Here is a 26,110-nt window from a genome sequence, read left to right on the forward strand (position 1 = left end):
GCCGCGGGCCAGGAGGTCACCGAGACCACGGAAGTCACCGTCTCCGACGGGCAAGGCGGCAGCGCGACCCAGACCCTGAGCGTCACGATCACCGGCACCAATGATGCGCCCGTGGTCACCTCTGGCGCGGATGATGCTGCCGGGGCGCTCGTCGAGGACGGGCCGAGCGCTGTGACCGGCGGGCAGCTCGCCGCGAGCGACGCGGATACGGGCGCCAGCCTCACCTGGTCGGGCGGCGAGACCACGGCGCTCGGGGTCTTTGCGATCACCGGCGATGGCGCCTGGAGCTATACGCTCGACAATGATGCCGCCCAGGCGCTGGCCGCGGGCCAGGAGGTCACCGAGACCACGGAAGTCACCGTCTCCGACGGGGATGGCGGCAGCGCGACCCAGACCCTGAGCGTCACGATCACCGGCACCAATGACGCGCCCAGCCTGGACCTCCTGACCTTTGCGGCAACCAAGGACACTCTCAATTTCGGCACGTTGACGGCGACGGACCCGGAAGGCAGCGCCGTGCGTTTCGAGCTAGATACCCCCTCCAGCAATGCGGATGTGGTCGTGTCGAGCAATGGCGACTACCTCTATCTGCCGAGCGCCGGGTTTGTCGGCACGGACACGTTCAAGGTGAAGGTGACGGATGCGGATGGGGCGAGCCGGATCGAGACGGTGACCTTTCAGGTGGCCGATGCGCTTGTCGTCTCCTCCGCGCCTGCGGCCTCAGCTCTCTCCCTTGCGGCGGTCGATCAGGTGCCCTTGGCGCAGCAGGATCAGGACCTGCCTGATCTGGGGGCGCAGGATCCGGATGGTGACAGCATCGACAGCTTGCTCGATGCTGCCTTCCCCGACGACCCGGACCCGGATCCTGCGGGTCCCGACGCGGATCCCGCAAGCGCTGCGGCGGTCCCGGCCCCTGTCCCGGGAGCGGATGCGCAGGACCTTCTTGGTGGGATGTCCGGGATCGGGAACCTGATCTCGACGCAGGATGACGCTGCGGCGACGGTTGCCCCTTCTGCCTAGGAGGTCTTGGCTCGAGGCGCGCGGCGGCGGTGCCATGCCCAGCACGCGAGAACCATCAGCGCGAGCGCGCTCAGCGCGCTCGGGAGAGGGACGCCGGAGGACGGTGGGCCCTCCGCACTGCGCAGGAGAAGCTGCGCGCCAGGCCTGACGAGAATTTCGCGCGTGCCGATGGGCTCTCCGCTGGCAAACTCCGTGATCTGCACCGTCACAGGCGCAGATGCGGTCTCAGCCATGGTCCAAACGAGATCCCCCTGCCCGGCCCCGCGCAGCACGAACCCGGCGTAGAGATCCAGCGCCTCAAGCGGCGCCACCGGCGCGGTCGGGGTCACGCAGACCGCAGCCGCGATGGAGGCCGCGAAGGGCGTATCGAAGGGGACCGGTTGCGCCGCGGGATGCATGACGACGCCCATGGGCGCGACCTCCGGGGTCCCGGGCGCAGCGATCCCCAGTTGCGGCCAGAGCTCCGGGGCCCTGGCGTCCAACCGCGCCTTGAGTTGGCCGTAATCCAAAGCCTCCTCCGCGGACCAGAGCGACCCGGGATCCAGGCCAAAGACCGGGCCAACTTGCGCGGCACTCGTGCGCAGATAGACGGTCGTCGCCTTGGTATTGGTGTTGATCAGGATCGTGACATCCGCTGCGCGCGAAGGGCTTGCCGCGAGCGTCAGACCACAGGCCAGCCAGAGAACCAGCAGCATATAACGCAAGAAAGACCGGACCCATCCCATGGGTCGAAGCATAGCGCGGTCCGAGGATCAGTCAGGAGAAAACCGCGCGCGCGTTCAGTCCGAGGTCGGCGCGTCGCGGCCTTCCCAGGCCTCGGCCACCCATGGCGCGGGGTAGAGGAACTGCCGCATGGCCTTGAGCTTCTTCTTCTGGCCCAGCGCGCGTTTGAGATGCGCAAGGGGCGGCAGATGGGGCAACCGCTCCACATAGCGGCCCGCGATGGCGTCGGGCGGGTTGAGCGCCCCGGCAAAGATCACGACCCGCGCGTCCTTGGGCGGCTTGGGCGGCAGGAAGAAATTCAGGGGAAAGCGCGGGATACAGTGGATCCGGAAATGGGCCACAAGCCCGCGGGGCCAGAACTTCACCCCGCCCGGCGCGTTCTTGGTCACGAAATGCTGCTCGAACCGGTACTTGTCGGCCACGGCCTGCGGATCGGCGGCGAACATCGCCTGAAGCGGCGCGAGCGCGCCCACGGGCATCCGGTAGATCGAGGTTTGCCCGAGCTTGTGCAGCGGTTTGGCCGGGTTACGGGCGAGCACCACGTCCTCAGGGTCGCCGAACTCGAAGAACGGATCGAGCGATCCGATGATCGCGCTGTCGAGATCGAGGAACAGGACCGGTCCCTCCAGATCCCCCAGGGTCGGGGCCCAGAGCCGGGATTTCGGCCATTGCCCGATCGTGTTCTTCGGCATGAACCCGGGCATCTCGGGCAGATCGAAACAATCGATCTCGGGGCGCACCCCCTCACGGGTGTCGGTGAAACACACAAACCGGAACGGGGGCGTCGTGTTGCGCGCCACCATCTCATAGAGACGGTTGATATAGACCGCGCCGTATTTCGGGCCCCAGTTGATGCACATGAACTGCTTTTTCATAGGGGGGCGCTAGCACCCCATGCGGCGCAAATCAATCACCGAGCCCCCTGCCCCGCGCCCCGGTCTTGAGAACCTGTCTTGAGAACCAGCCTTGAAAACCGGCCATGAAAGCCAGCGGCCTTGACCGATTGCTTCATCGCTCAATAGTGTAAAGCTTGGACTTTACGCGCGCTACCTTTGGCGCAAGACAGGCTTGACGATGACGCAAAAGAAAATTCGCAATATGGAAGAGTTCGCTCGGGTCTCGGGCATCTCGCGTCCCACCCTGTCGAAATACTTCAATGATCCCGAGAGTGTCCGCGCCTCGACCCGCGTCAAGATTGAGACCGCGCTGGAGCAGCATGACTACCGCCCGAATGTCTTTGCGGTGAACCAGAACCGGCGCACGACGAAGAATATCGGGGTGGTGGTGCCCAACCTGGCGGACCCGTTCTTTTCCGAGATTGCGCGCCGGGTGGAACTCGCCTGTCTCGAGGCGGGGTATAGCCCGATCCTGCTCAGTTCCCATGGACGCCCGGAGATGGAGCGGGACAATCTGGAATCCCTGCGCGCCCTGAAACCGGCGGGCGTCCTTCTGGCCCCGTTCGGGCGGCGCCTGTCGGACAAGGCCGCGGTCGAGGCCTTTGCCGCGGACATCCCGCTGGTGCTCTTTGATGCGAATATGCAGGATTCGGGCGAGGCCTTTGTGGGGACGAACCACACCCAGAGCATCGACCTGATGGTGGAGTATCTCTGCCGCAGCGGGGAGCCGCCTTGCCTCTTCGAGATGAAGCATCCGACCCATCCCAACGCCTTTGTCCATCGGCGGGCCTATATCGAAAGCATGGAGGCCCATGGCCAGACGCCCCATGTGTTTCAAGCCGAGGGCGGCGGCTGGGATTTCGAGGAGATCGGGTGCAATGAGGGTGGCAAGCTGCTTGCCAAGAAGGCCTTCCCGACCAACACGATCCTGTGCAGCAATGACCGTCTGGCGATTGGCATGCTCTCGGCGGCTTATCGGCAGAGCATCCCCGTGGGCCATGGCACCCATAGCCAGATTCGCATCGCCGGGCATGACGATCACCCGTTTTCGCGCTTCACCTGCCCCTCCCTGACCACCATCGCGCAAGATTACGAGGCCATCGCCAATGCGGCGGCCCGGACCCTGTTCGACCGGATCGAAAGCAATGAAACCCCTTCAAAACGTTCGGAAACTCTGTTTGAAGGGCGTCTCGTGATGCGCGACTCCGCCTGACCGCCATCGTCTCGCGTCTTTTTATTTTTTAACGCGCGTAAATTTTTATTGACGCAGCGCGTCCAATCCCGCTACCACTGGTTGCATCATCCAGACTGTAGGGAGGAACCGGATGTCTCTGAAAACCACGATGTATGCTGCGACGGCACTTGCGCTTGTCACGGCGACCGGCGCGTATGCCGCCGAAACCCTGACCATTGCCACGGTGAATAACGGCGACATGATCCGCATGCAGGGTCTGACCGAGGACTTCACCGCCAAGACCGGCCACACGGTGGAATGGGTGACCCTGGAAGAAAACGTGCTGCGTCAGCGCGTGACCACGGATATCGCCGCAAAAGGCGGATCCTTCGACATCATGACCATCGGCATGTACGAAGCCCCGATCTGGGCGGCCAATGGCTGGCTTGTGCCCATGGATGATCTCTCCGCGGAATATGACGTGGACGACATCCTGCCGGCGATGCGCCAGGGTCTGAGCTATGACGGGACGCTCTATGCGGCACCCTTCTATGGCGAAAGCTCCATGGTCATGTATCGCACGGACCTGATGGAAAAAGCCGGTCTGGAAATGCCGGACGCGCCGACCTGGGCCTTCATCCGCGAAGCTGCGGCAGCCATGACGGACCGCGACAACGACATCAACGGCATCTGCCTGCGCGGCAAGGCCGGTTGGGGCGAAGGCGGGGCCTTCATCACCGTGACCGCGAACGCCTTTGGCGCCCGCTGGTTCGACGAGGACTGGAACGCCCAGTTCGACACGCCCCAGTGGAACGAAGCCCTGACCTTCTTTGTGGACATGATGTCCGAAAGCGGTCCGGCAGGCTATGCCACCAACGGCTTCAACGAGAACCTGTCGCTGTTCCAGCAGGGCAAATGCGGCATGTGGATCGACGCCACCGTGGCTGCGTCCTTCGTGACCAACCCCAACGATTCCGAAGTTGCGGACAAGGTCGGCTTCACCCTGGCCCCCGATACCGGCCTCGGCAAGCGCTCCAACTGGCTCTGGGCCTGGGCCCTGGCGGTTCCGGCGGGCACCCAGAAAGAGGGCGCCGCGAAGGAGTTCATCGAATGGGCGACCTCGAAAGACTATATCGAGCTCGTGGCGGCCAATGAAGGCTGGGCCAACGTGCCTCCGGGTGCGCGGACCTCTCTCTATGAGAACCCGAACTACAAGGACATCCCCTTCGCTCAGAAGACCCTGGAGTCCATCCTGGCAGCCGACCCCAACAACCCGACCGTTGATCCGGTTCCTTACGTTGGTGTCCAGTTCGCCGCGATCCCCGAATTTGCCGGGATTGCCACCGAAGTGAGCCAGGAATTCTCCGCCGTCTATGCCGGTCAGCAGACCGTCGAAGAGGCCCTTGAGAAGGCTCAGGCCATCACCAACGACGCGATGGAAGCCGCGGGCTACCGCTAAGCGCTCCTCCCCCCGCCCGGGGGGCACGCCATCTGCGTGCGCCCCCCGGGCCCCTTCTTTTCTCTCAAAATTCCGGATCCTGTATAGATAGCCTCACGGCGATCAACAGAGGAGGTATGCCCAATGGCAACCCAACACTCCCGGTCAGCGGCGCGTCTTATGATGATGCCTGCGGTCGTCCTGCTCCTTGGCTGGATGCTCGTGCCCCTGATCATGACCCTGATGTTTTCCTTCAAACAGTACTTGCCGCTGCGGGGCGGCGATCTGGGCTGGGTCGGATTTGACAACTATGTCCGATTTGTAAGCTCAAGTGCCTTTTGGCCCTCCGTCATCGCCACCTTGACGATCGTGGGCGGCGTTTTGTTGATCACGATTGTTTTCGGTATTCTTCTCGCGATCCTGCTCAACCAGCCCATGTGGGGCCAGGGCGTCGTGCGGATCCTTGTGATCGCCCCGTTCTTCGTGATGCCCACCGTCTCGGCGCTGGTCTGGAAGAACATGTTCATGGACCCGACCAACGGCCTTTTCGCGCATCTCTGGCGGTTCTTTGGCGCCGAGCCGGTCTCATGGCTGTCGGAGGCCTCGATGACCTCGATCATCATGATCGTCTCCTGGCAGTGGCTGCCCTTCGCGACCCTCATCCTGCTCACGGCGATCCAGTCCCTGGACAGTGAACAGCTCGAGGCCGCGGAAATGGACGGCGCACCGCCGCTGAAGCGCTTTGCCTTCATCACGCTGCCGCATCTCAGCCGTGCCATCACGATTGTTCTGCTGATCCAGACGATCTTCCTGCTGGCGGTCTTTGCCGAGATCTTCGTGACCACGGGCGGTGCCTTCGGGACCCGGACACTCACCTACCTGATCTTCCAACGCGTTCTCGAAAGTCAGAATGTCGGATTGGGCTCAGCCGGTGGGGTATACGCAATCATTCTCGCCAATATCGTTGCGATCTTCCTGATGCGCATCGTCGGCAAGAACCTGGACGCGTGAGGAGGACATCATGGCCCGCGCAGTTACTCAACAACGCAAGATGATCAACACCGCCGCTGCCTGGGGCATCGGATTGCTGATCTTCTTTCCCATCCTCTGGACCATCCTCACCAGCTTCAAGACCGAGGCCACGGCGATCGCGGATCCGCCCGTTTTCCTCGCCTTCGACTGGACGCTGGAGAATTACACCGCGGTGATGGAACGGTCGAACTACGCCAAGTTCCTGTGGAACTCGATCATCATCGCCGGGGGCTCGACCCTTCTGGGCATCATCGTTGCGGTTCCGGCCGCCTGGTCCATGGCCTTCGTGCCCTCCAAGCGGACCAAGGACATCCTGCTCTGGATGCTCTCGACCAAGATGCTGCCGGCGGTGGGTGTGCTCTATCCGATCTACCTCATCTGCATCAATCTGGGACTGCTGGACAGCCGCGTGGCGCTGGTCTTCATCCTGATGCTGATGAACCTGCCGATCATCGTGTGGATGCTCTACACCTACTTCAAGGAGATCCCCGGCGAGATTCTCGAGGCCGCCCGCATGGACGGTGCGTCGCTCAAGGAGGAAATCCTGCATGTTCTCACCCCCATGGCCATTCCCGGGATCGCGTCAACGCTTCTGTTGAACTTCATCCTGGCCTGGAACGAGGCGTTCTGGACCCTCAACCTCACGGCGGCCAATGCGGCCCCTCTGACAGCCTTCATCGCGAGCTATTCCAGCCCCGAAGGCCTGTTCTTCGCCAAACTCAGCGCGGCCTCGACCATGGCTATCGCGCCGATCCTCATCCTCGGCTGGTTCAGCCAGAAACAACTCGTCAGCGGCCTGACCTTCGGCGCTGTGAAATAAGGAACCTGACCTATGGGACAAATTCAGCTTAACCAAGTGACCAAAAGCTTCGGTGACGTTCAGGTCATTCCGCCTCTGGACCTCACCATCGAAGACGGGGAATTCACGGTCTTCGTCGGGCCTTCGGGCTGCGGGAAATCCACGCTGCTGCGCCTGATCGCGGGGCTCGAGGATATCACCACCGGGCATATCGCCATCGACGGCAATGACGCGACGGACGTGCCCCCGGCGAAACGCGGCCTGGCCATGGTGTTCCAGTCCTATGCGCTCTACCCGCATATGTCGGTGCGCAAGAACATCGCCTTCCCGATGAAGATGGCCGGGATCGATGAGGAGGAGCAGGATCGCCGGATCACCTCGGCGGCCAAGGCCCTGAACCTCACGGACTACCTGGACCGCCGTCCGGGGCAGCTCTCGGGCGGTCAGCGCCAGCGGGTCGCCATCGGCCGGGCCATTGTTCGCGAACCGGCAGCCTTCCTCTTCGACGAGCCGCTGTCGAACCTCGACGCGGCCCTGCGGGTGGGGATGCGGCTGGAGATCTCGGAGCTCCATGAGCGCCTCAAGACCACGATGATCTACGTGACCCACGATCAGGTCGAGGCGATGACCATGGCCGACAAGATCGTCGTGCTGCGCGCCGGGCATATCGAGCAGGTGGGCTCGCCGCTCGAGCTCTATCACAGCCCGCGCAACAAATTCGTGGCCGGCTTCATCGGATCGCCCAAGATGAACATCATCGACGGCGCCGAGGCCAAGAAGCATGATGCGACCAGCATCGGCATCCGCCCCGAGCACACCGATGTCAGCACGACCGAGGGGATGTGGAAGGGCCGCGTCGGCGTGGCCGAACACCTCGGCTCGGACACCTTCATCCACGTCCATGACACCGGGCTCGCGGATATGGTGACCGTGCGGATCACCGGCGATATCCAGGTCAAGCATGGCGACACGATCTATCTGACGCCGCAGATGGACAAGCTGCACCGCTTCGATGCTCAGGGCCTGAGGATCGCATGACGCGCCTCGCCGGAAAATCGGCGATGATCACAGGGGCCGCCCGGGGGATCGGGCGGGCCTTTGCCGAAGCTTACCTGCGCGAAGGGGCCCGCGTGGCCATCGCCGATATCGATCGCGCAGGAGCGGAGGCCACCGCCTCGGAGCTGGGCTCCGGGGCCATCGCCGTCCCGCTGGATGTGACGGATCCTGCCAGCATCGAGGCCGCCGTGGCGCAGACCGTGGCGGCCTTTGGCCGGATCGACATCCTGATCAACAATGCCGCCCTCTTCAGCGCGGCTCCGATCACCGAGATCACCCGCGCGGATTACGCGCGGATTTTTGACGTGAATGTCGGGGGCACGCTGTTTGTCTTGCAGGCCGTGGCCGATCACATGATCGCCCGCGGGGGCGGCGGGCGGATCATCAACATGGCCAGCCAGGCTGGGCGCCGGGGCGAGCCCCTGGTCGCCGTCTATTGCGCGAGCAAGGCCGCGGTGATCAGCCTGACCCAATCCGCCGGGCTCAACCTGATCCCCCATGGCATCAACGTGAACGCGATCTCGCCCGGTGTGGTGGATGGCGCCCATTGGGACGGGGTCGATGCCTTCTTTGCCAAATACGAGGGCAAGCCCCCGGGCCAGAAAAAGCGCGAAGTCGGCGCGGCCGTCCCCTTTGGGCGCATGGGTCAGGCCGAAGACCTCACCGGGATGGCCGTCTTTCTGGCGAGCGATGAGGCCGAATATGTCGTGGCACAAACCTATAACGTGGATGGTGGCCAATGGATGAGCTGATCCCCCTGTCCAACAAGACGCTGGACCGTCTTCCCGTGCCGGGTCCGACCTATGATCGGAACCGTCTGACCCCGGGCATCGTCCATATCGGTGTCGGCAATTTTCACCGCGCCCATCAAGCCTGGTATCTACACCAGTTGATGGAGCAGGGGCTGGCCCAGGATTGGGCAATCCTCGGCGCAGGCGTCCGGCCCTATGATGCGGCCATGCGCGAGCGGCTGCTGGCCCAGGACTGCCTCACGACGCTGATCGCCCTCGACCCCGGGAGCGTTTCGGCCGAGGTGATCGGTCCGATGATCGACTACCTGCCGATCGAGGACAGCCATGGCGCGCTGATCGCGGCCATGGCCGCGCCGAGCACCCGGATCGTGGCCCTCACCGTGACCGAGAGCGGGTACTACATCGACCCGGTCACCAAGGGGTTCGACGCCGCCCATCCCGAGATCCAGCATGACGCCACCCATCCGGACGACCCGCGCACGGCGTTCGGGGCCATGGTCAAGGCGCTGAAGCTTCGCCGCGCGGCGGGGCTTGGCCCCTTCACCGGGCTGAGTTGCGACAACCTTCAGGGCAATGGCGCGATCTTGCGCCAGACGGTGGTCTCGCTAGCGCGGCTGTCGGATCCGGATCTGGCCGACTGGATCGACCGGGCGGCGAGCTTTCCGAACTCCATGGTGGATTGCATCGCCCCCGCCACGGGCCCGACGGAGCGCGCGCTTTGTGCCGATCTCGGGATCGCCGATGCGGCCCCGGTCACTCATGAGACCTTTCGACAGTGGGTGATCGAGGACGCGTTCTGTGCCGGGCGGCCCGATTGGGACAAGGTCGGCGCGACCTTCTCCGACGATGTCCATGCCTATGAGACCATGAAGATCCGGATCCTCAATGCCGGGCATCAGGTGCTCGCCAACGCCGGGGAGCTTCTGGGGCTGGAGACCATCGCCGATTGCATGGCCAATCCGCTGGTCCGCGGGCTCTTTGCCAAGGTGCAGGCCGAGGAGATCACGCCGACCGTGCATCCGGTCCCGGGCACCACGCCCACGGCCTATGCGGAGCTGATCACCGAGCGGTTCGCCAACCCGAGGATCGTGGACACCACGCGGCGCGTGGCCTTTGACGGCTCGGCCCGGCACACGGGCTTCGTGCTTCCGATCCTGCGGGATCAGCTCGCCCGCGGCGGTTCCGTCTCGGGGCTGGCGCTTGTCGAGGCGCTCTGGGCACGGATGTGCGCGGGCAGTCGCGAGGATGGCAGCCTGATCGAGCCCAATGATCCGGCCTGGACCGAGCTCAACGCTGCCGCCCTGGCCGCGCGAAGCCGCCCCATGGCCTGGCTCGAACAGACGCGGCTCTACGGGGATCTGAAGGATCAGCCCGCCTTTGCCGACGCCTTTGTCGATTGGCTGCAGATCCTCTGGAGCGAGGGAACCACAGCCGCGCTCGGACGCTATGCGGCCAGCGATCGCCAAACGGCGCCGAGCGAGGCCTGACAGGGCCCAATCACAGGGCAGAGGGCGCGCCCCATGCGTGTCCCCTGTCCGCCCCGAAAATGCGCGCGGGGTGCCGCACCCGCCCCGCGCCCATGTCACAATCCCGGCCCAAGAGACGGTCCGAGACACCGCGTGCGGGGTCCCGCCTTTGCAAACAAGGGTTCTAGGCGCGGCGGTCAAGGTCAGGTATAGGGAATCTGCTAGCGCTAACGCACCCAGCGACGCACAAGGCCCGTGAGTAACAAGGCGATTACACTTCCATGAAAGACGATATCCTCAAAGAGCTGCGCTATGCCCTTGGCAAGGACGCCGCCCATGCCTCGCCCTATGACTGGCGCATGGCGCTGTCGCTGGTGCTGCGCAACCGGCTGGTGGACACCTGGATCGACAGCACGCAAGAGACCTATGCCCTTGGCACGAAACGGGTCTATTACCTGTCGATGGAGTTCCTGATCGGGCGGTTGATCGAGGACATGATCTCCAATCTCGGGCTGGAGGACGCGGCCCGCAGCGCAATGGAAGAGCTGGGCCAGGATTACGACGCGATTGTCCATGACGAGCCCGATGCAGCACTTGGCAATGGCGGTCTCGGGCGGCTCGCGGCCTGTTTCATGGATTCGCTCGCCACCCTGGGCCTGCCCGCCTATGGCTATGGGATCCGCTATGAGCACGGCCTATTTGAGCAGAGCTTTGTCGGCGGCGAACAGGCGGAGAAGCCCGAGACATGGCTCAGCCAGCGCCATGCCTGGGAATTCGAGCGTCCGGAAGTGACCCACAAGATCTGCTTTGGCGGCCATGTGACCCATGACGAGACCGGCGCCACCTGGCATCCGGGCGAAGTGGTGCTGGCAACAGCCTATGACACGCCGATCATCGGCTGGCAGGGGGCCTGGGGCAACACGCTGCGCCTCTGGTCGGCCACCTCCGCCGGGGAGTTCGACCTCGACAGTTTCAACCGGGGCGACTACCTCGCCGCGAACCGTTCCGAGGCGCTGGCGCGGACGATCTCGCGGGTGCTCTACCCCGATGACACGACGGATAACGGCAAAGAGCTGCGCCTCAAGCAGGAGTACTTCTTCACCGCCGCCTCGATCATGGACCTCCTGCGCCGCTACCTGAGCGACCATGACGACCTGCGCGCCCTGCCCGATCATGTGGCGATCCAGCTCAACGACACGCATCCCGCCATAGCAGGACCGGAGCTTGTGCGGATGCTGGTGGATGTCCATGGCCTGCCCATGGCCGAGGGCATCGCGCTGGCGCGCCGCTGTCTGGCGTACACGAACCACACGCTTTTGCCCGAAGCGCTGGAGCGGTGGAGCGAGGACCTGCTCGGGCGCACCCTGCCCCGGCATCTGGAGATCATCCGCGTCATCGAGGACACCCAGCAGGCCGAGAACCCCGGCAGCCCCCGGATCCTCGAGCATGGGGATGTGCGCATGGGCGAGCTGGCCTTCATCATGGCCCACAAGGTCAACGGCGTCTCGGCGCTGCATACGGAGCTGGTCAAGGAAACCGTCTTTGCGGATCTGCACCGCATCCACCCGACGCGGATCATCAACCAGACCAACGGGATCACCCCGCGCCGCTGGCTCTATGGCTGCAACCCGGGCCTGCGCGACCTGATCACCGAAGAGCTTGGCACGGGCTGGGTCTCGGATCTCGAACAGCTCAGCGCCCTGAAGGACAAGCGCGCCGATCCGGCCTTTGTCAGCGCCTTCATGGCCGCCAAGCGCGAGAACAAGGCGCAGCTATCGAACTGGATCGGCGAGACCTGCGGGATCGCGGTGGATCCGGATGCCCTCTTCGATGTGCAGATCAAGCGGATCCACGAATACAAGCGCCAGCTCATGAACCTTCTGGAGACGGTCGCGCTCTGGTCCGAGATGCGCGAGAACCCCAATGCGGGCTGGACCAAGCGGGTTAAGATCTTTGGCGGCAAGGCCGCCCCGGGCTACGCCATGGCCAAGGAGATCATCCGCCTGATCAATGACGTAGGTGCCGTGATCAACGCGGATCCGATCACCCGCGATATGCTCAAGCTGGTCTATCCGCCGAACTACAACGTCACCATGGCCGAGCGGCTGATCCCGGCGGCGGACCTGTCCGAGCAAATCTCGACCGCGGGCAAGGAGGCGTCGGGCACGGGCAATATGAAATTCGCCCTGAACGGCGCGCTGACCATCGGTACGCTGGATGGCGCGAATGTGGAGATCCGCGAGCACGTGGGCTCCGAGAACTTCTTCCTCTTCGGTCTGACCGCAAGCGAGGTGGTGGCGCGCCGTCAGCAGCCGGGCTTCTCCCGCGCGGCGATCGAGGCGAGCCCGCGCCTGCGCCAAGTGCTGGGCCTGATCTATGAAGGGGTCTTCTCGCCCGATGAGCCGCACCGCTATCACGGGCTGGTCGGCATGCTCTATGACCACGACCATTTCCTCGTGACCTGCGATTTCGACGACTATTACGACACCCAGCGCCGGGTGGATGTGGTTTATCAAACCCCGCAGGCCTGGTCAGCCATGGCCGTGACCAACACCGCGAGCATGGGCTGGTTCTCGTCTGATCGGACGATCCAGGGCTATGCGCGCGACATCTGGAAGGCCGCGCCGCCCCGTTCGGAGCTTGAGAAATCCGCATGACCGCCCCCCTGACCCCAGCCGCTGCGGCGGAGGCCCTGGTCGCCGGCCACCATGGCGATCCCTTCGCCGTGCTGGGCCTGCATGCGCTGGACGGCAAGCTCGTGCTGCGTGCCTTGCGGCCCGAGGCGGATGGGGTCGAGGTGCTGGATGCCAAGACGGGGCGGCGCCTTGCGGCGCTGAGCCCGACCCCGGGCGCGCCGGGGCTCTTCGAAGGGGTGATCCCGCGCCGCAAGAAGCGGTTCGCCTATAAGTTGCGCATGACCCGCGGGACGGATGTCTGGGAAGAGCGAGACGCCTATGCCCATGGGCCGCGCCTGGGCGAGATGGACGAGTACCTGCTCGGCGAAGGCACTCATAACGCGCTCTGGAAAGCGCTCGGCGCCCATGTCGGCCCCCATGAGGGCGTGCCCGGCACCCATTTCGCGGTCTGGGCGCCCAATGCGTCGCGGGTCTCGGTGGTCGGGGATTTCAACGGCTGGGACGGGCGTCGCCACGTGATGCGCCGCCGGGGCGCGACCGGGATCCACGAGATTTTCATCCCCGATCTGGGCGATGGCGCGATCTACAAATACGAGGTGCTGGATCAGCATCGCAATCTGCTCCCGCTCAAGGCCGATCCGGTGGGGTTCGGGGCCGAACTGCCGCCGAAGACCGCCTCCGTGGTGCGGGATCTCAACAGCTATGACTGGTCTGATCAGGGCTGGATGGAGCGTCGCGGCGCGCGCCAGAAGATCGACCAGCCGATCTCGATCTATGAGGTGCATCTGGAGAGCTGGCGTCGTGTACCGGAGGAGGAAGACCGCCCCGTCACATATCGCGAACTGGCCGAACAGCTGGTCAGCTACACCCGCGAGATGGGCTTCACCCATATCGAGCTGACCCCGATCTCGGAATACCCGTTCGGCGGCTCCTGGGGGTATCAGCCCGTGGGGCTCTTCGCGCCGACCTCGCGTTTCGGGACGCCCGATGACTTCCGCGCCTTTGTCGAGGCCTGCCATGCCGCCGATCTGGGCGTGATCATCGATTGGGTGCCCGGACATTTCCCGACGGACGCCCATGGGCTCGGACAGTTCGACGGTACACCGCTTTATGAGCACGCGGATCCCAAGGAGGGGTACCACCCGGACTGGAACACGCTGGTCTATAACTATGGCCGCACCGAGGTGCAGAACTTCCTCATCGCCAATGCCCGCTACTGGTTCGAGGAGTTCCATATCGACGGGCTGCGCGTGGATGCGGTGGCCTCAATGCTCTATCGCGACTACTCCCGCAAGGAGGGCGAATGGGTCCCGAACAAGGATGGCGGGCGCGAAAACCTCGAGGCGATCGCCTTTCTGCAGCGGATGAACGAGGTGGTCTATGCCGCCGATGACAGCATCCTGACCGCCGCCGAAGAAAGCACCGCCTTTCCCGGCGTGAGCGCGCCGACGGATACCGGCGGCCTCGGGTTTGGGTTCAAATGGAACATGGGGTGGATGAACGACACCCTGCGCTACATGGGCGAGGACCCGATCAACCGCAAATACCACCACGACAAGATGACCTTCGGGCTGCACTACGCCTTCACCGAGAACTTCATCCTGCCGCTCAGCCATGACGAGGTGGTCCACGGGAAAGGCTCGCTTCTGGGGCGGATGCCCGGCGATGACTGGCAGCGTTTCGCAAATCTGCGCACCTATTTCGGCTTCATGTACGGCCATCCGGGCAAGAAGCTGATGTTCATGGGCGGTGAGTTCGGTCAGGCGAAGGAATGGAACAACGAGACCAGCCTCGACTGGCACCTGCTGGAGGATCCGCTCCATGCGGGCATGCAGGCCTGGGTGCGGGATCTCAATCGGTTCTATGTGGCGACGCCGAGCCTCTTCCAGCAAGACAGCAGCCCCGAGGGGTTCCAGTGGATCGATGGCGGCAACGCGGCGGATTCGATCTTGTCCTGGGCGCGCCTGGGCAACGAGGGCGCGGCCCCGGTGCTGGTTGTCAGCAACTTCACACCGGTCCCGCGCACGGGCTTCCGCATCGGCGTGCCCGCGCCCGGTCCCTGGGCCGAGGCGCTGAATTCGGACGCCGAGACCTATGGTGGCAGCGGCATGGGCAGCCCGGACGGGGCCGAGGCCGAGCCGATCCCGGCCCATGGCTGCGCCCACTCGATCGAGATCACAATTCCACCACTGGCAACGGTGTTTTACGAAAGCAAGCGCGCGGGGGCGCGCTGACGCGGCATTAGGGGAGGACGCGATGGAACAGGACAGATTTCGCCTGGCACAACAGACAATGGCCTATGTCTTGGCCGGGGGACGGGGCAGCCGCCTGAAGGAGATGACCGATATCCGGGCCAAACCGGCGGTCTATTTCGGCGGCAAGACGCGGATCATCGATTTCGCGCTCTCGAACGCGGTGAATTCCGGGATCCGGCGCATCGGGGTCGCGACCCAATACAAGGCCCATAGCCTGATCCGGCACATGCAGCGCGGCTGGAGCTTCTTCCGCGCCGAGCGCAATGAGAGCCTCGATATCCTGCCCGCCTCGCAGCAGCTCGATGAGGACAATTGGTACAAGGGCACCGCTGACGCGGTCACCCAAAACATCAAGATCATCAAGGGCTACGACCCGAAATACGTCCTGATCCTCGCCGGGGACCATATCTACAAGCAGGACTATTCCTTCATGATCGAGGAGCATGTCCGCTCCGGCGCGCAGGTCACCGTGGGCTGCATCGCCGTGCCGCGCGAAGAGGCCAAGGGTTTTGGCGTCATGGCCGTGGATGAGACCGACAAGATCCTCGACTTCGTCGAGAAACCCGCCGACCCGCCGGCCATGCCCGGCGATCCGAGCAAGGCGCTGGCCAGCATGGGGATCTATGTCTTCGAAGCGGAGTACCTTTACGAGGTGCTGGGCGAGGACGCGAAGAACCCCGACTCGAGCAATGATTTCGGCACGGATATCATCCCCAAGATCGTCGCTGCTGGCGGCGCGCGGGCCCATCCCTTCAGCCGTTCCTGCGTGATGTCCGGGCTCGAGACCGAGCCCTATTGGCGCGATGTGGGGACGATCGACGCCTATTGGCAGGCCAATATTGACCTCACGGATTTCAAGCCCGAGCTCGATATCTATGCCACCGACTGGCCGATCTGGACCTATTCCGAGCTCACCGCCCCGGCAAAGTTCATCCACAATGAGGAAGGCCGTCGCGGACAGGCGGTCTCGTCCATGGTGTCTGGGGGCTGCATCATCTCGGGCTCGTCGCTGTTCCGCTGCCTGCTGTTCACGGGGGTAAAGACCCATTCCTATGCCCAGCTCGAAGGCGTCGTCGCCCTGCCCTACGCGCAGGTTGGACGCCGGGCGTACCTCAAGAACGTGATCCTCGACCGGGGCGTGGAAATCCCAGCCGGGCTGATCGTTGGCGAGGACCCGGAGCTCGACGCCAAGCGCTTCCGACGCTCCGAGAACGGGGTCTGCCTGATCACCCAGGATATGATCGACAACCTGGATAGCTAGACGCGATGGCTGACATGGACATTCTGATGGTCGCCTCCGAATGCGCGCCCTTCGCCAAGACAGGCGGGTTGGGCGATGTGGTCGGGGCCTTGCCGGGGGCGCTGGCGCCTCTGGGCCTGCGGGCGCGGGTGGTGCTGCCGGCCTATCCCGGTCTGTTCCCGCTCCTGCCCGGTGGGACGGAGCTCGCGCGGTTGGGCGGGTTGCCCGGAGGCGAGGCGCGGATCGTTGCGGCGGAGGCAGAGGGCGTGCCCCTCCTCCTTCTGGACATGCCGCAGCTTTTTGACCGGGCAGGCACGCTCTATCAGGATGAACAGAGTCAGGATTTCGGCGACAACCACCTGCGTTTTGGCGCGCTGGCCCAGGCCGCCGCGCGGATCTGCATGGGCGAGATCGAGGGCTATCAGCCGAACATCCTGCACGCCCATGACTGGCAGGCGGCCTTGGCACCGGTCTACCTCAAGATGGCCGGTCGCGATCTCCCGCGCTCGGTCGTGACGATCCACAACATCGCGTTTCAGGGCCGCTACAGCCCGGACACAATGGGACCGCTTGGCCTCAACCCGGACTGGTTCCACCCCGAAGGCCTCGAATACCACGGCGATCTGAGCTTTCTGAAGGCCGGGCTCGCTTTTTGCGACCGGATCACGACCGTCAGCCCAACCTATGCCCAGGAGATCCTGACGCCCGAGTTCGGTATGGGGCTCGAGGGTCTCTTGCGGGCGCGCAGCAGCGTACTCAGCGGGCTCTTGAACGGCATCGATATGGAGGTTTGGGATCCGGCGGGGGATACGGCCCTGCCCCGGGCCTATGACGCGCGCAGCCTGAAACGCCGGGCCGAGAACCGGGCCGAGATATGCACCAGGCTGGGCCTCGACCCTGAGGGCGACGGGCCCCTTTTCTGTGTGGTCAGCCGGTTGACCAGCCAGAAGGGGCTCGACGCACTGCTCGGCGCAGTCCCCCATCTGGTCGAGCGCGGCGCGCAACTTGCAGTTCTGGGCAGTGGTGAGCCGGGGCTCGAACACGGGTTCCGGCAAGCCGCCGAGGCCCATCCGGGCCGGGTCGGCTGCTTTATCGGCTATGACGAGGCGCTGTCGCACCTCCTGCAGGGGGGAAGCGACGCGATCCTGATCCCCTCGCGGTTCGAGCCCTGTGGCCTAACCCAACTTTACGGGCTGCGCTACGGGACCCTGCCCGTAGTGGCACGCACCGGCGGGTTGGCGGATACGGTGATCGACGCCAATGTCGCCGCTCTGGCGGCCGAGGTCGCCACCGGCTTCGTCTTTGACGACGTGAGTGCAGACGGCCTTTCGCGTGCCATTGACCGGGTGGTCGATCTCTACGCCACCCCGCGCCTCTGGCAGAAGCTGCAGCGCGCCGCCATGCGCCACCCGGTGGGCTGGGAGAGCTCGGCCCAGGGCTATGCCGACCTCTATGCGCAGCTGACCCCATGACCTACCACGCCGATGTGTCGGCCCGGTTCGAGCCGGGCAGCCCCCACCGTCTGGGGGCCCATTTCGACGGCGAGGGCACAAACTTCGCTGTCTTTTCGGAGCATGGGCAGGAGGTCTTCCTCTGCCTCTTTTCCGCCGATGGTGCGCGGGAGGAAATGCGCCTGCCGCTGCCAGAGCGGACGGGCGATATCTGGCATGGCTACCTGCCCGGTCTGCGGCCCGGCGCGCTTTATGGCTATCGGGTGGCTGGGCCTTTCGCGCCCGAGCAAGGGCACCGGTTCAACATCAACAAGCTCCTGCTGGACCCTTACACGCGCCAGATGCACGGATCCTTCACGGATCACACCGCGACGCTCGGCTACCGGGTGGAGGATGCGGCCCAGGATCTGGGCTATGACGCGCGGGACAGTGCAGCCTTCGTGCCGAAATCCGTGGTCTCGGACCCGGCGCTCTTTGCGCCCGATGCCACGACGCTGGGACGCGATTGGCGCGGGGCGCTGATCTACGAGGCCCATGTCAAAGGCGCCACCATGCGCGCGCCGGAGATCGCGCCCCCTTTGCGCGGCACCTATGACGGGCTGGCCACGCCGCCCATGCTCGACCACCTGACGAAGCTCGGCGTGACGGCGGTGGAGCTCTTGCCGGTCCAGGCTGTCAAATCCGAGGAGGCGCTCGGGCGACGCGGTCTCGTGAATTACTGGGGCTATAACACGATCGGGTTTTTCGCCCCCGAGCCGCGCTATTTCGGGCCGAGCGGCGTTCAGGGCTTCCGCGCCATGGTCGACCGGTTCCACGCGGCGGGGATCGAGGTGATCCTCGACGTGGTCTACAACCATTCCGGCGAGGGCGACCATCTGGGCCCGACCCTGTCCTTCCGCGGGCTCGACAATGCCGCCTATTACCGGCTGATCGATGGGCAGCCGCGCTACTACGTAAACGACACGGGCTGCGGGAACACCCTGAACGTGCGCCATCCCTTCGTGATGCGGATGATCCTCGACAGCCTGCGCTTCTGGGTGACAGTGATGGGGGTGGACGGGTTTCGCTTCGATCTGGCGACGACGCTTGGCCGCGAGGCGCAGGGGTTTGACCCGCGCGGCGGGATCCTCGACGCGTTGCGACAGGATCCGGTGCTCAGCGGTGTGAAGCTTATTGCGGAACCCTGGGATGTGGGCCCGGGCGGCTACCAGCTGGGCAGTTTTTCGGCGGAGTTCGCCGAATGGAACGACCGCTACCGCGATACGATCCGGCGGTTCTGGCGCGGGGACCGGCATAGCGCGCAGGATCTCGGCTCGGCCTTGCTCGGCTCGGCGGATATCTTCGACACCAAGGGGCGGCGGGTCTGGGCTTCGGTCAATTACGCGGCCTCCCATGACGGGTTCACGCTGGCCGATACCACCCGCTACCTGCAGCGGCACAACCATGCCAATGGCGAAGAGAACCGCGACGGCCACCACGCGAATTTCAGCGACAATTTCGGAGTGGAAGGCGAGAGTGCCGACCCCGAGATCCGCGCCAAGCGCGCCCAGCGGCAGCGCAATCTGCTGGCCACTGTGTTCCTGTCGCAGGGCACGCCCATGCTGCTCTGCGGGGATGAGGGTGGGCATTCCCAGCAGGGCAACAATAACAGCTATTGCCAGGACAACCCCACAAGCTGGGTGGAATGGGCCGCGCTGGATCCCGAGTTGATCACCTTTACGGCCGCCCTGTCACAGGTCCGCAAAGACCACCCGGCGGTGCGTCAGCTCGACTTCCTCCACGGGGTCACGCGGCCCTCCGACGGCAAGCCCGACGTGGAATGGCGCAGCTTTGATGGCGCGCCGCTCGATTGGCGGGACCCGGGGCTCGCGAGTCTGTGTGTGCTCCTGCGGGGCAGCGCCGAGAGTGCGGCGGGTGCGCAGATCGAAGACGAGGTGCTGCTGGCGTTCAACCGCACGGACGCGCCGCTCGACCTGCACCTGCCCAAGGGGAGCTGGATACGGATGATCGACACCTCCATGATGGCGCAGGCGCCACGACCGATCTCCAGCAAGCAGGTCTCGGTCCCGGCACATAGCATCTCGGCCTTTGCCAGCACGGGCAGCACCGCCCCATGAGCGATCAGGATGCCGATCTGCGCAGGCTCGCCGAAGCCCACGGGGTCTATACGCAGTTCCACACTTTGGACGGTCATGAGCAGATCGCCACGCCAGATACTCTGCGGGCGCTGCTGACCGCGCTTGGGGTTCCGGCGCAAAGCGCGGCGGATTTGCGGGAGGGTTTGGCCGCACTGACATCCCCGGGCGCAGCTGGCGCGCTGCCGGACGAGCGGATCTTGCTGGCCCAAACGCCCAACGCGCTGCCCCTGCCCGCCCCTTGCGCCTGGGCGCTGATTGACGAACATGACGCGATCGCAGCCGAGGGGCGCGGGACGGATACGGTCAACCTGCCGGGGCTCGACATTGGCTACTACACCCTGACGCTCACGGCGGCGGACTGGCGCAAGGAGATCCGTATTCTCGTGCGTCCCCTTCGCGCCCCGGATCACGCGGGATCCACGGGTCTTGACCGGTGCTGGGGCGTCACAGGCGCGCTCTATGGTCTGCGCAGTGATCAGAATGGGGGACTGGGGAACTATGCGGATCTCGGCACCATCGCCGCTGGGCTCGGTCGGCACGGCGCGCAGTTTTTCGGGATCAACCCGGTGCACGCGCTTGGCTGGGCAGAGACCGAGATCATCAGCCCCTATTCCCCGTCCCATCGTGGTTTTTTCAACTGCGACCATATCGCGGTGGAGGGCGGTTTGGGCCCAACGCCCGACGACGCGCTGATTGACTATCCGGCGTTTCGGCGCATGCACCGCACGGCCCTTGAAGGGCAGTTTGCAAAGGAAAAAGGCACCCCTGCATTCTTGGATTGGTGCGCTGCTGCGGACGCGGAGACCCAGTCCTTCGCGCAGTTCGAAGCGATCAGCGAGACGCACGGCTCCGACCCGCGGGACTGGCCTGCCTTGGCGCGGATGCCCGGAGAGGGTGCCGAGGAGCTGGCCGGCGCACGCGCGCAATTTCACCTTTGGCTCCAATTTCAGGCGCAAAAGCAGATCCACGCCGCCCAGGATCAGGCGAAAGCTGCGGGCATGGGCTTGGGTCTTTATCTTGATCTCGCCGTCGGGCCACGGCCTGACGGGGCCGAGGTTTGGCTCAACCAAGGGACGATCGCCAAGGGCGTGACCATCGGCGCCCCACCCGATCAACTGAGCCCCGAGGGGCAGTCCTGGGCCCTTGCCGCCCATGCGCCAACCGCACTCGCCGCCGCCATGTACATGCCTTTGCGCAAGATCCTGTGGAGCCTCATGTCAACTTGCGGGCTCCTGCGGATCGACCATGCGCTCGGTCTAATGCGGAGCTTCTGGCTGCCCGATGATGGCAGTCCCGGCGGCTACATCACGCAACCCTATGACGCGCTGCTCGCGGTGATCAGCATCGAGGCCGCGCGCACGGGATGCGTGGTCATCGGCGAGGATCTGGGCCTCGTGCCAGACGGCTTCCGGGAGAAAATGCAGGAAGCCGGGCTCTATAGCTACGCGGTCTGGCAGTTTGAAACTGACGCCAGTGGGCAGGTGCGGGATCCGGCCTCGCTGCCCGAACAAAGCCTCGCTTGTTTTGGCACCCATGATACGCCGACGATCTCCGGCTTTTGGCATGGCGTGGATATCGAGTGGTGGCGGCGCGTGGGCTGGATCGGTGCGCCTGAACGGTCCGCCCGCCACTCCACCCGCGCCCATCAACGTGCTGGATTGCGGCATGCGATCAGCCTCGCACCGTCCGCGCAGTTTGACCAAGTGCGCGAGGGCATCCATGGAGCCCTGGCAAACGCCAGTTCGTCCATAGTTGCCGTGCAACTGGACGACATGCTTGACGTAAGTGACGCCCAGAACCTTCCCGGCACGATTGATGCGCATCCAAACTGGCGGCGACGGCTCCCCGTTTCGATCAATGGTGTGGAGGACGCGAGAGACATAGCTGCCACCGCATCGCTGATGCGCAGGGGAGCCGGAGCACGCTAGCGCCACAGCTAAGCAAATTGCCGTTCGACGAGTATGCTAGGGTCAGGACACATAGCCAGTTGATGACGAGTGCCGCGAGAGCGATGGCTGAGAGGAAAACCTTTGGGCAGCGGTCGTAACGCGTGGCGACACGCCGCCAATCCTTGAGCCTCCCGAACATGATCTCAATCCTGTTGCACCATTTATAGCGACGCTTGTCGTACTTTACCGGTTTCTTCCGCTGTTCTCGGCCAGAGATGCAGGGGCGTATCCCTTTGTCTTTCAACGCTTCCCGAAACCAATCTGCGTCATAGCCGCGATCCCCGAGCAGCCAGTCGACCTTTGGCAGGCTGCTAAGAAACGCCCGCGCGCCGATGTAGTCGCTGACCTTACCGGCGGTGACGAACAGGTTGAGCGGGCGGCCCTGGCTGAAGCAGATGGCATGCTGCTTGGTGTTCATGCCGCCTTTGGTCCGACCAATCAGACGTCCACGCCCCCCTTTTTGACACCCAAACTGGTCACTGTGCGGTGGGCCTTCAGGTAGGTGGCGTCGATCATCACAGTCTTCTCTTCTCCGTGTGCGGCAGCCAGACCAAACATCATCCGGGCAAAGATGCCCTTGTCGCTCCACCGCTTCCAACGGTTATAAAGAGTCTTGTGAGGGCCATAGGCTACCGGTGCATCTCGCCATCGTAAGCCATTGCGATTGATGAATATAATGCCGCTTAACACACGTCGACCATCAACGCGTGGCTTGCCGTGTGACTTGGGAAAGAAGGGCTCAAGACGCGCCATCTGCGCATCCGTCAGCCAGAAAAGATCAGACATGTTCACCGCTCGTTTTCGAAACGTGATCCACGCCATCACAGGGAAATCAATGGATCCTGACCCTAGCGCGTGGTGGTCTCAGACCTTGGCCATTACGGTGGTCATCCTTCTCTTTCGCCCGTTCCTGTCGTGACGGATGAACGAGGCGCGGTCTCGGACTCAATACCAACATCCGTTTTACGACGGGTGATACGAATACGATTACAGGCAGAAAGCCTGCTCCGAAACCTGTTTTAGAGAGATGCCAACCCTTCGATCTGCCGGGCCAAACCTCGATCCTATTGCACCGTTTGTCGTTTGTTCGGGATTTCCCTCGCTCCCGCGTTGCTGCTTCTTTGCGAGGAGATGGGTTTTGGAGCGCCTCGTCGTGACCTGTACCGCACGGCTCGGGCCCGGTGCCGCCTGATCCGTGAGATCATCTGCCGCTTTGGTGCGCATTTTCGTAGCGCCTGACAGCTCGACCGAGCTTGTCTCAATAGGCTGATCTCACGCGATCGTTCCGCCACGAAGCGTCTCTTCTGATCGGCACCTTGGCGTATCGGACCGGTCTAGAATTTCTTTTGATTTTGGTTGCGGGAGTAGGATTTGAACCTACGACCTTCAGGTTATGAGATCGCCTCAGGTAGTTTCTACAGGCTACGCTGAACTCCCCTGTTCTACTCTATCTTATTGAATCAACTTGTTTTTCATTGACCACTCGCACACTGGCGTTCTACCTCTTGCGCATTGAAACGCCCCTCCGATCTTCCACCTTGCTTCCACGGATCGGGGCTGTCGCGGAGAGTACGAATGCCAAAACTGACCAAGCGCCTTGTCGAAAGCCTAACAGTCGAAAACCGCGACTACTTCGTCTGGGATGACGAGGTGAAAGGCTTTGGCGTCCGTATCATGCGCTCCGGAACCCGCACGTATCAGGTCCAGTATCGCAAAGGCGGACGAACTCGGCGCGCCTCCATCGTTCGGCATGGCACAGTGACAATCCAGCAGGCAAGGCAACGCACAAAGGAGCTGCTTGGGCACGTTGCCAGCGGTGGCAACCCCGTGGAAGAGATTAGCCAGCACCGACGCGCCTCAGCCGTCGCGGCCCTTTGCGAACGGTTCTTTGAGGCGCATGTCTTGGAGCGCTGCAAGCCAAGCACCCAACGCGAGTATCGCCGGTCCATCGACTTCTTCATCAATCCAGCCATAGGCACTTTCAAGGTTATCGACTTCGAACGCCGCGATATCGCGGACCTGCACCACAAGCTGCGAGACAAGCCCTACCAAGCCAACTGAACGCTCGGTGTGCTGTCGAAGATGTTCAATCTGGCTGAAGTCTGGGGCCTGCGCCCGGATGGCTCCAATCCCTGCCGACATGTCCCGAGGTATCGCGAACAAAAACGGGAACGCTACCTGAGCCAAGCTGAATTGCGTCGGTCGGGCGATGTGCTGGCTGACTGTGAAAGGTTTGGATCGGAAAGCTCCAATGTTGTGGCTGCTTTCTGTTTGCTGATCTTGACAGGCTGCCGCCTTGGAGAAATCCAAACTTTGCGTTGGGACTATATCACCCCCAACGGCATGGAACTGCCGGATAGCAAAACCGGTGCTCGGCGCATCCCGCTTCCGTCAGCAGCCCGAGCAATCCTGGATGCCCTCCCCTCCGATCCCGGCAATCCTTATGTGATTGCAGGGAAGAATGAAGGCCAGCACATCACCGACCTGCAGCATCGTTGGCGGCACATTCGCGACCCCGCGGGCCTGAATGACGTCCGCATTCACGATCTGCGCCATACCTACGCCTCAAATGCAGTGTCCTCTGGGATGCCAATACAGATGGTCGGACGCTTGCTCGGACACACGCAGCTTCAGACGACCATGCGCTACGCGCACCTCGCGGACGATCCAGTGCGGAAGGCTGCCGAGGAAAACGCGGCGGCATTAAGTGATGGGTTGGGACTTGGTTCGCGCGCAAGAAACATACCTCTCAGGGTGGTCAAGGGATAGCAAGATGAGCGACTTGAATGATCTCTTTGCGAACAAAGAGTTCCTTGGGCGTCTCCAGCTAGAAGAGATCGGAAAGCGGAAGTACTTCTCCCAGGCTGTATCCGGCCCAATAGAGCGAGAGTTCGAAATTCCGTCAGTTATCTCTTCCGCCGTCTTTCTAAATCTCGCATTCGGTGCGCTACATTATTGGAAACAGAGAATTCAGGATCGCGCGAGCAATAAAGCTGTGCGGAAGAAATTCGACCGTCTGAACAGAAAAGCATCGGAGCTTGCGGACATGCTGTCGACCATGACAGGCGAGGCTTGGGAAGCGATAGACGGAGTGCAGCTCGCTTACGAAACTGCGCCAGCACTGTATCCCGACTGGCGTGCTGCCAACTCCTCAGACCCGGTTGACGCACCACCGCGCCTTACTCAAGACGATGTAGCCGATCTTGCTGCAAAGCTGTCTGCGCTTGCCGAAACTACAGAGGCCGCGACACGCATGGTCGGCAAAGGACAAGTTGGCCGACCTGAAGACGACGCGATGCTTCATCTGCTCCATGTTGCCTTTCAAGTATGGACGACTATCCTGGGTCGCCCGTTCAAACTCGACTGGACAGGTGCTTCCGAGCCGATCACGGACGCAGCTCAGTTCTGCGTGCGTATTGCGCGGGTTGTAGACCCAAGTATTTCCTTAGGGCGTATCGCAAACGCTTCGCGCTCCGTTCGCGAAAAAAGCATGACTGTCAGCGACTTGGGATTAACGCCAGAAATCATGGACCATTACCGCAAGCAGTTTGGATAGCCGAAGCACGATCCTCCTGAGTAACTCATCGTCATTGCTCCAACCAATGAGGATGTGAGATGAACGATCCCTTCGAACTTGCCCCGCCGTCTCCACGACCTGCCTTTCTCGATGAAGTGGACGTGGCGGACATGCTATGCCAATCCGTTCGCACAATTCAGAAGTGGCGCGTGACTGGCTATGGACCAACCTTCTATAAACTCGGCCGGTCTGTCCGCTATCGCCAAGACGAGGTTCTAAACTGGGCAGAGGCGCGCCGCAAAGCGCACACCTCGGAATGAGAGCGCTGCCTTCTTTCTCAGCCAATCTCTCCACCGGCTCCGGGGGAAGTGACTTCGGTCAAGCCTCAGTTCCGGAGGAACAGCTGTCGAGCGCAGAAACGTTAGGGGTCCGACCATCCTTACTCAGCGTCTCACCCGCCCCGCCCGAGCGCGACGCGCGGCGGCCCGCCGCCAGCGCGCTCAGCGCTCGGCGCAGGGCGCGTTAGGGGGGCCTTGTAACACCCCCCTCCACGAATACGAAAATGAAA

20 protein-coding genes and 1 pseudogene are annotated in these 26,110 nt (G+C 63.4%); 18 read left to right on the forward strand and 3 right to left on the reverse strand.

Features of this window, described 5'->3' with window-relative positions:
* Nucleotides 1-1,020: VCBS domain-containing protein (locus tag ACP153_RS22125; RefSeq protein WP_424973192.1), on the forward strand; the 1,020-nt coding region annotated here is incomplete at its 5' end.
* On the opposite strand, the gene ACP153_RS22130 is transcribed toward ACP153_RS22125, so the two are convergent.
* Both ACP153_RS22130 and ACP153_RS22135 read right to left on the reverse strand, forming a co-directional pair.
* The gene (locus ACP153_RS22130; protein WP_424973193.1) at nt 1,017-1,715 is read right to left on the reverse strand and encodes a hypothetical protein; all 699 of its coding nucleotides are present in this window, start codon (nt 1,713-1,715) and stop codon (nt 1,017-1,019) included. The genes ACP153_RS22125 and ACP153_RS22130 overlap by 4 nt on opposite strands.
* A gap of 84 nt (nt 1,716-1,799) precedes the next feature.
* Nucleotides 1,800-2,618, reverse strand: a complete 819-nt coding sequence (locus ACP153_RS22135; RefSeq protein WP_424973194.1) for a glycosyl transferase — start codon at nt 2,616-2,618, stop codon at nt 1,800-1,802.
* Nucleotides 2,619-2,817: 199 nt separating this feature from the next.
* Between ACP153_RS22135 and ACP153_RS22140 the strand changes: the two genes are divergently transcribed.
* From ACP153_RS22140 to malQ, 13 genes are all read left to right on the forward strand, one after another.
* Nucleotides 2,818-3,852, forward strand: a complete 1,035-nt coding sequence (locus tag ACP153_RS22140; protein WP_424973195.1) for a LacI family DNA-binding transcriptional regulator — start codon at nt 2,818-2,820, stop codon at nt 3,850-3,852.
* A gap of 112 nt (nt 3,853-3,964) precedes the next feature.
* Entirely contained in the window at nt 3,965-5,272 is a 1,308-nt protein-coding gene (locus tag ACP153_RS22145; RefSeq protein ID WP_424973196.1) for an ABC transporter substrate-binding protein, read from the forward strand.
* Nucleotides 5,273-5,395: 123 nt separating this feature from the next.
* Complete coding sequence (locus tag ACP153_RS22150; RefSeq protein ID WP_424967923.1) at nt 5,396-6,262, forward strand: carbohydrate ABC transporter permease; 867 nt, start codon at nt 5,396-5,398, stop codon at nt 6,260-6,262.
* 10 nt (nt 6,263-6,272) lie between these two features.
* The gene (locus ACP153_RS22155; protein WP_424973197.1) at nt 6,273-7,103 is read left to right on the forward strand and encodes a carbohydrate ABC transporter permease; all 831 of its coding nucleotides are present in this window, start codon (nt 6,273-6,275) and stop codon (nt 7,101-7,103) included.
* A 12-nt stretch (nt 7,104-7,115) separates the two neighbouring features.
* On the forward strand, nt 7,116-8,120 hold the full coding sequence (locus ACP153_RS22160) for an ABC transporter ATP-binding protein (protein WP_424973198.1): 1,005 nt from the start codon (nt 7,116-7,118) through the stop codon (nt 8,118-8,120).
* Nucleotides 8,117-8,890 carry an L-iditol 2-dehydrogenase gene (locus ACP153_RS22165; protein ID WP_424973199.1) on the forward strand — a complete coding sequence of 258 codons (774 nt, stop codon included), beginning with the start codon at nt 8,117-8,119 and terminating at the stop codon, nt 8,888-8,890. Before ACP153_RS22160 ends, ACP153_RS22165 begins: the two co-directional genes overlap by 4 nt.
* Entirely contained in the window at nt 8,878-10,377 is a 1,500-nt protein-coding gene (locus tag ACP153_RS22170; RefSeq protein ID WP_424973200.1) for a mannitol dehydrogenase family protein, read from the forward strand. Before ACP153_RS22165 ends, ACP153_RS22170 begins: the two co-directional genes overlap by 13 nt.
* 260 nt (nt 10,378-10,637) lie before the next feature.
* Entirely contained in the window at nt 10,638-13,013 is a 2,376-nt protein-coding gene (locus ACP153_RS22175) for a glycogen/starch/alpha-glucan phosphorylase (protein WP_424973201.1), read from the forward strand.
* Nucleotides 13,010-15,226 carry a 1,4-alpha-glucan branching protein GlgB gene (gene glgB / locus ACP153_RS22180; protein ID WP_424973202.1) on the forward strand — a complete coding sequence of 739 codons (2,217 nt, stop codon included), beginning with the start codon at nt 13,010-13,012 and terminating at the stop codon, nt 15,224-15,226. Before ACP153_RS22175 ends, glgB begins: the two co-directional genes overlap by 4 nt.
* A 22-nt stretch (nt 15,227-15,248) precedes the next feature.
* A complete protein-coding gene (gene glgC / locus ACP153_RS22185; RefSeq protein ID WP_424973203.1) occupies nt 15,249-16,508 on the forward strand; it encodes a glucose-1-phosphate adenylyltransferase in 1,260 nt (419 codons plus the stop codon).
* Between the two features lie 14 nt (nt 16,509-16,522).
* On the forward strand, nt 16,523-17,959 hold the full coding sequence (gene glgA / locus ACP153_RS22190; RefSeq protein ID WP_424973219.1) for a glycogen synthase GlgA: 1,437 nt from the start codon (nt 16,523-16,525) through the stop codon (nt 17,957-17,959).
* The gene (gene glgX / locus ACP153_RS22195) at nt 17,956-20,055 is read left to right on the forward strand and encodes a glycogen debranching protein GlgX (protein WP_424973204.1); all 2,100 of its coding nucleotides are present in this window, start codon (nt 17,956-17,958) and stop codon (nt 20,053-20,055) included. Before glgA ends, glgX begins: the two co-directional genes overlap by 4 nt.
* A complete protein-coding gene (gene malQ, locus ACP153_RS22200; RefSeq protein ID WP_424973205.1) occupies nt 20,052-22,004 on the forward strand; it encodes a 4-alpha-glucanotransferase in 1,953 nt (650 codons plus the stop codon). Before glgX ends, malQ begins: the two co-directional genes overlap by 4 nt.
* Before the next feature lie 52 nt (nt 22,005-22,056).
* On the opposite strand, the pseudogene ACP153_RS22205 reads toward malQ, so the two are convergent.
* Nucleotides 22,057-22,811 (reverse strand): annotated as a pseudogene (locus tag ACP153_RS22205) (IS5 family transposase); the annotation flags it as partial.
* A gap of 789 nt (nt 22,812-23,600) precedes the next feature.
* Here ACP153_RS22205 and ACP153_RS22210 point away from each other — a divergent pair.
* Genes ACP153_RS22210 through ACP153_RS22225 form a run of 4 tightly spaced genes read left to right on the forward strand, consistent with a single transcriptional unit; the run spans nt 23,601 to nt 25,862 of the window.
* Nucleotides 23,601-24,086, forward strand: coding sequence for an integrase arm-type DNA-binding domain-containing protein (locus ACP153_RS22210; RefSeq protein ID WP_424973206.1), 486 nt, complete (start codon nt 23,601-23,603; stop codon nt 24,084-24,086).
* 21 nt (nt 24,087-24,107) lie between these two features.
* Nucleotides 24,108-24,794 carry a tyrosine-type recombinase/integrase gene (locus tag ACP153_RS22215; RefSeq protein ID WP_424973207.1) on the forward strand — a complete coding sequence of 229 codons (687 nt, stop codon included), beginning with the start codon at nt 24,108-24,110 and terminating at the stop codon, nt 24,792-24,794.
* A gap of 4 nt (nt 24,795-24,798) precedes the next feature.
* A complete protein-coding gene (locus ACP153_RS22220; RefSeq protein ID WP_424973208.1) occupies nt 24,799-25,581 on the forward strand; it encodes a hypothetical protein in 783 nt (260 codons plus the stop codon).
* A 59-nt stretch (nt 25,582-25,640) separates the two neighbouring features.
* Nucleotides 25,641-25,862, forward strand: coding sequence for a helix-turn-helix transcriptional regulator (locus tag ACP153_RS22225; RefSeq protein ID WP_424973209.1), 222 nt, complete (start codon nt 25,641-25,643; stop codon nt 25,860-25,862).
* Nucleotides 25,863-26,110 lie beyond the last annotated feature (248 nt).

It is taken from the genome of Dinoroseobacter sp. S76 (genome assembly GCF_049801095.1).
In the GTDB taxonomy this organism is placed as follows: domain Bacteria; phylum Pseudomonadota; class Alphaproteobacteria; order Rhodobacterales; family Rhodobacteraceae; genus Dinoroseobacter.

Excerpts from the sequence above, each read along its gene's own strand:
- glgA (WP_424973219.1), top strand. The coding sequence starts at position 16,523 with ATGGACATTCTGATGGTCGCCTCCGAATGCGCGCCCTTCGCCAAGACA.
- malQ (WP_424973205.1), top strand. The coding sequence starts at position 20,052 with ATGAGCGATCAGGATGCCGATCTGCGCAGGCTCGCCGAAGCCCACGGG.
- ACP153_RS22210 (WP_424973206.1), top strand. The coding sequence starts at position 23,601 with ATGCCAAAACTGACCAAGCGCCTTGTCGAAAGCCTAACAGTCGAAAAC.
- ACP153_RS22160 (WP_424973198.1), top strand. The coding sequence starts at position 7,116 with ATGGGACAAATTCAGCTTAACCAAGTGACCAAAAGCTTCGGTGACGTT.
- ACP153_RS22130 (WP_424973193.1), bottom strand. The coding sequence starts at position 1,715 with ATGCTGCTGGTTCTCTGGCTGGCCTGTGGTCTGACGCTCGCGGCAAGC.
- ACP153_RS22150 (WP_424967923.1), top strand. The coding sequence starts at position 5,396 with ATGGCAACCCAACACTCCCGGTCAGCGGCGCGTCTTATGATGATGCCT.
- glgC (WP_424973203.1), top strand. The coding sequence starts at position 15,249 with ATGGAACAGGACAGATTTCGCCTGGCACAACAGACAATGGCCTATGTC.
- ACP153_RS22225 (WP_424973209.1), top strand. The coding sequence starts at position 25,641 with ATGAACGATCCCTTCGAACTTGCCCCGCCGTCTCCACGACCTGCCTTT.
- glgB (WP_424973202.1), top strand. The coding sequence starts at position 13,010 with ATGACCGCCCCCCTGACCCCAGCCGCTGCGGCGGAGGCCCTGGTCGCC.
- ACP153_RS22215 (WP_424973207.1), top strand. The coding sequence starts at position 24,108 with ATGTTCAATCTGGCTGAAGTCTGGGGCCTGCGCCCGGATGGCTCCAAT.
- ACP153_RS22220 (WP_424973208.1), top strand. The coding sequence starts at position 24,799 with ATGAGCGACTTGAATGATCTCTTTGCGAACAAAGAGTTCCTTGGGCGT.
- glgX (WP_424973204.1), top strand. The coding sequence starts at position 17,956 with ATGACCTACCACGCCGATGTGTCGGCCCGGTTCGAGCCGGGCAGCCCC.
- ACP153_RS22140 (WP_424973195.1), top strand. The coding sequence starts at position 2,818 with ATGACGCAAAAGAAAATTCGCAATATGGAAGAGTTCGCTCGGGTCTCG.
- ACP153_RS22155 (WP_424973197.1), top strand. The coding sequence starts at position 6,273 with ATGGCCCGCGCAGTTACTCAACAACGCAAGATGATCAACACCGCCGCT.
- ACP153_RS22165 (WP_424973199.1), top strand. The coding sequence starts at position 8,117 with ATGACGCGCCTCGCCGGAAAATCGGCGATGATCACAGGGGCCGCCCGG.
- ACP153_RS22175 (WP_424973201.1), top strand. The coding sequence starts at position 10,638 with ATGAAAGACGATATCCTCAAAGAGCTGCGCTATGCCCTTGGCAAGGAC.
- ACP153_RS22145 (WP_424973196.1), top strand. The coding sequence starts at position 3,965 with ATGTCTCTGAAAACCACGATGTATGCTGCGACGGCACTTGCGCTTGTC.
- ACP153_RS22135 (WP_424973194.1), bottom strand. The coding sequence starts at position 2,618 with ATGAAAAAGCAGTTCATGTGCATCAACTGGGGCCCGAAATACGGCGCG.
- ACP153_RS22170 (WP_424973200.1), top strand. The coding sequence starts at position 8,878 with ATGGATGAGCTGATCCCCCTGTCCAACAAGACGCTGGACCGTCTTCCC.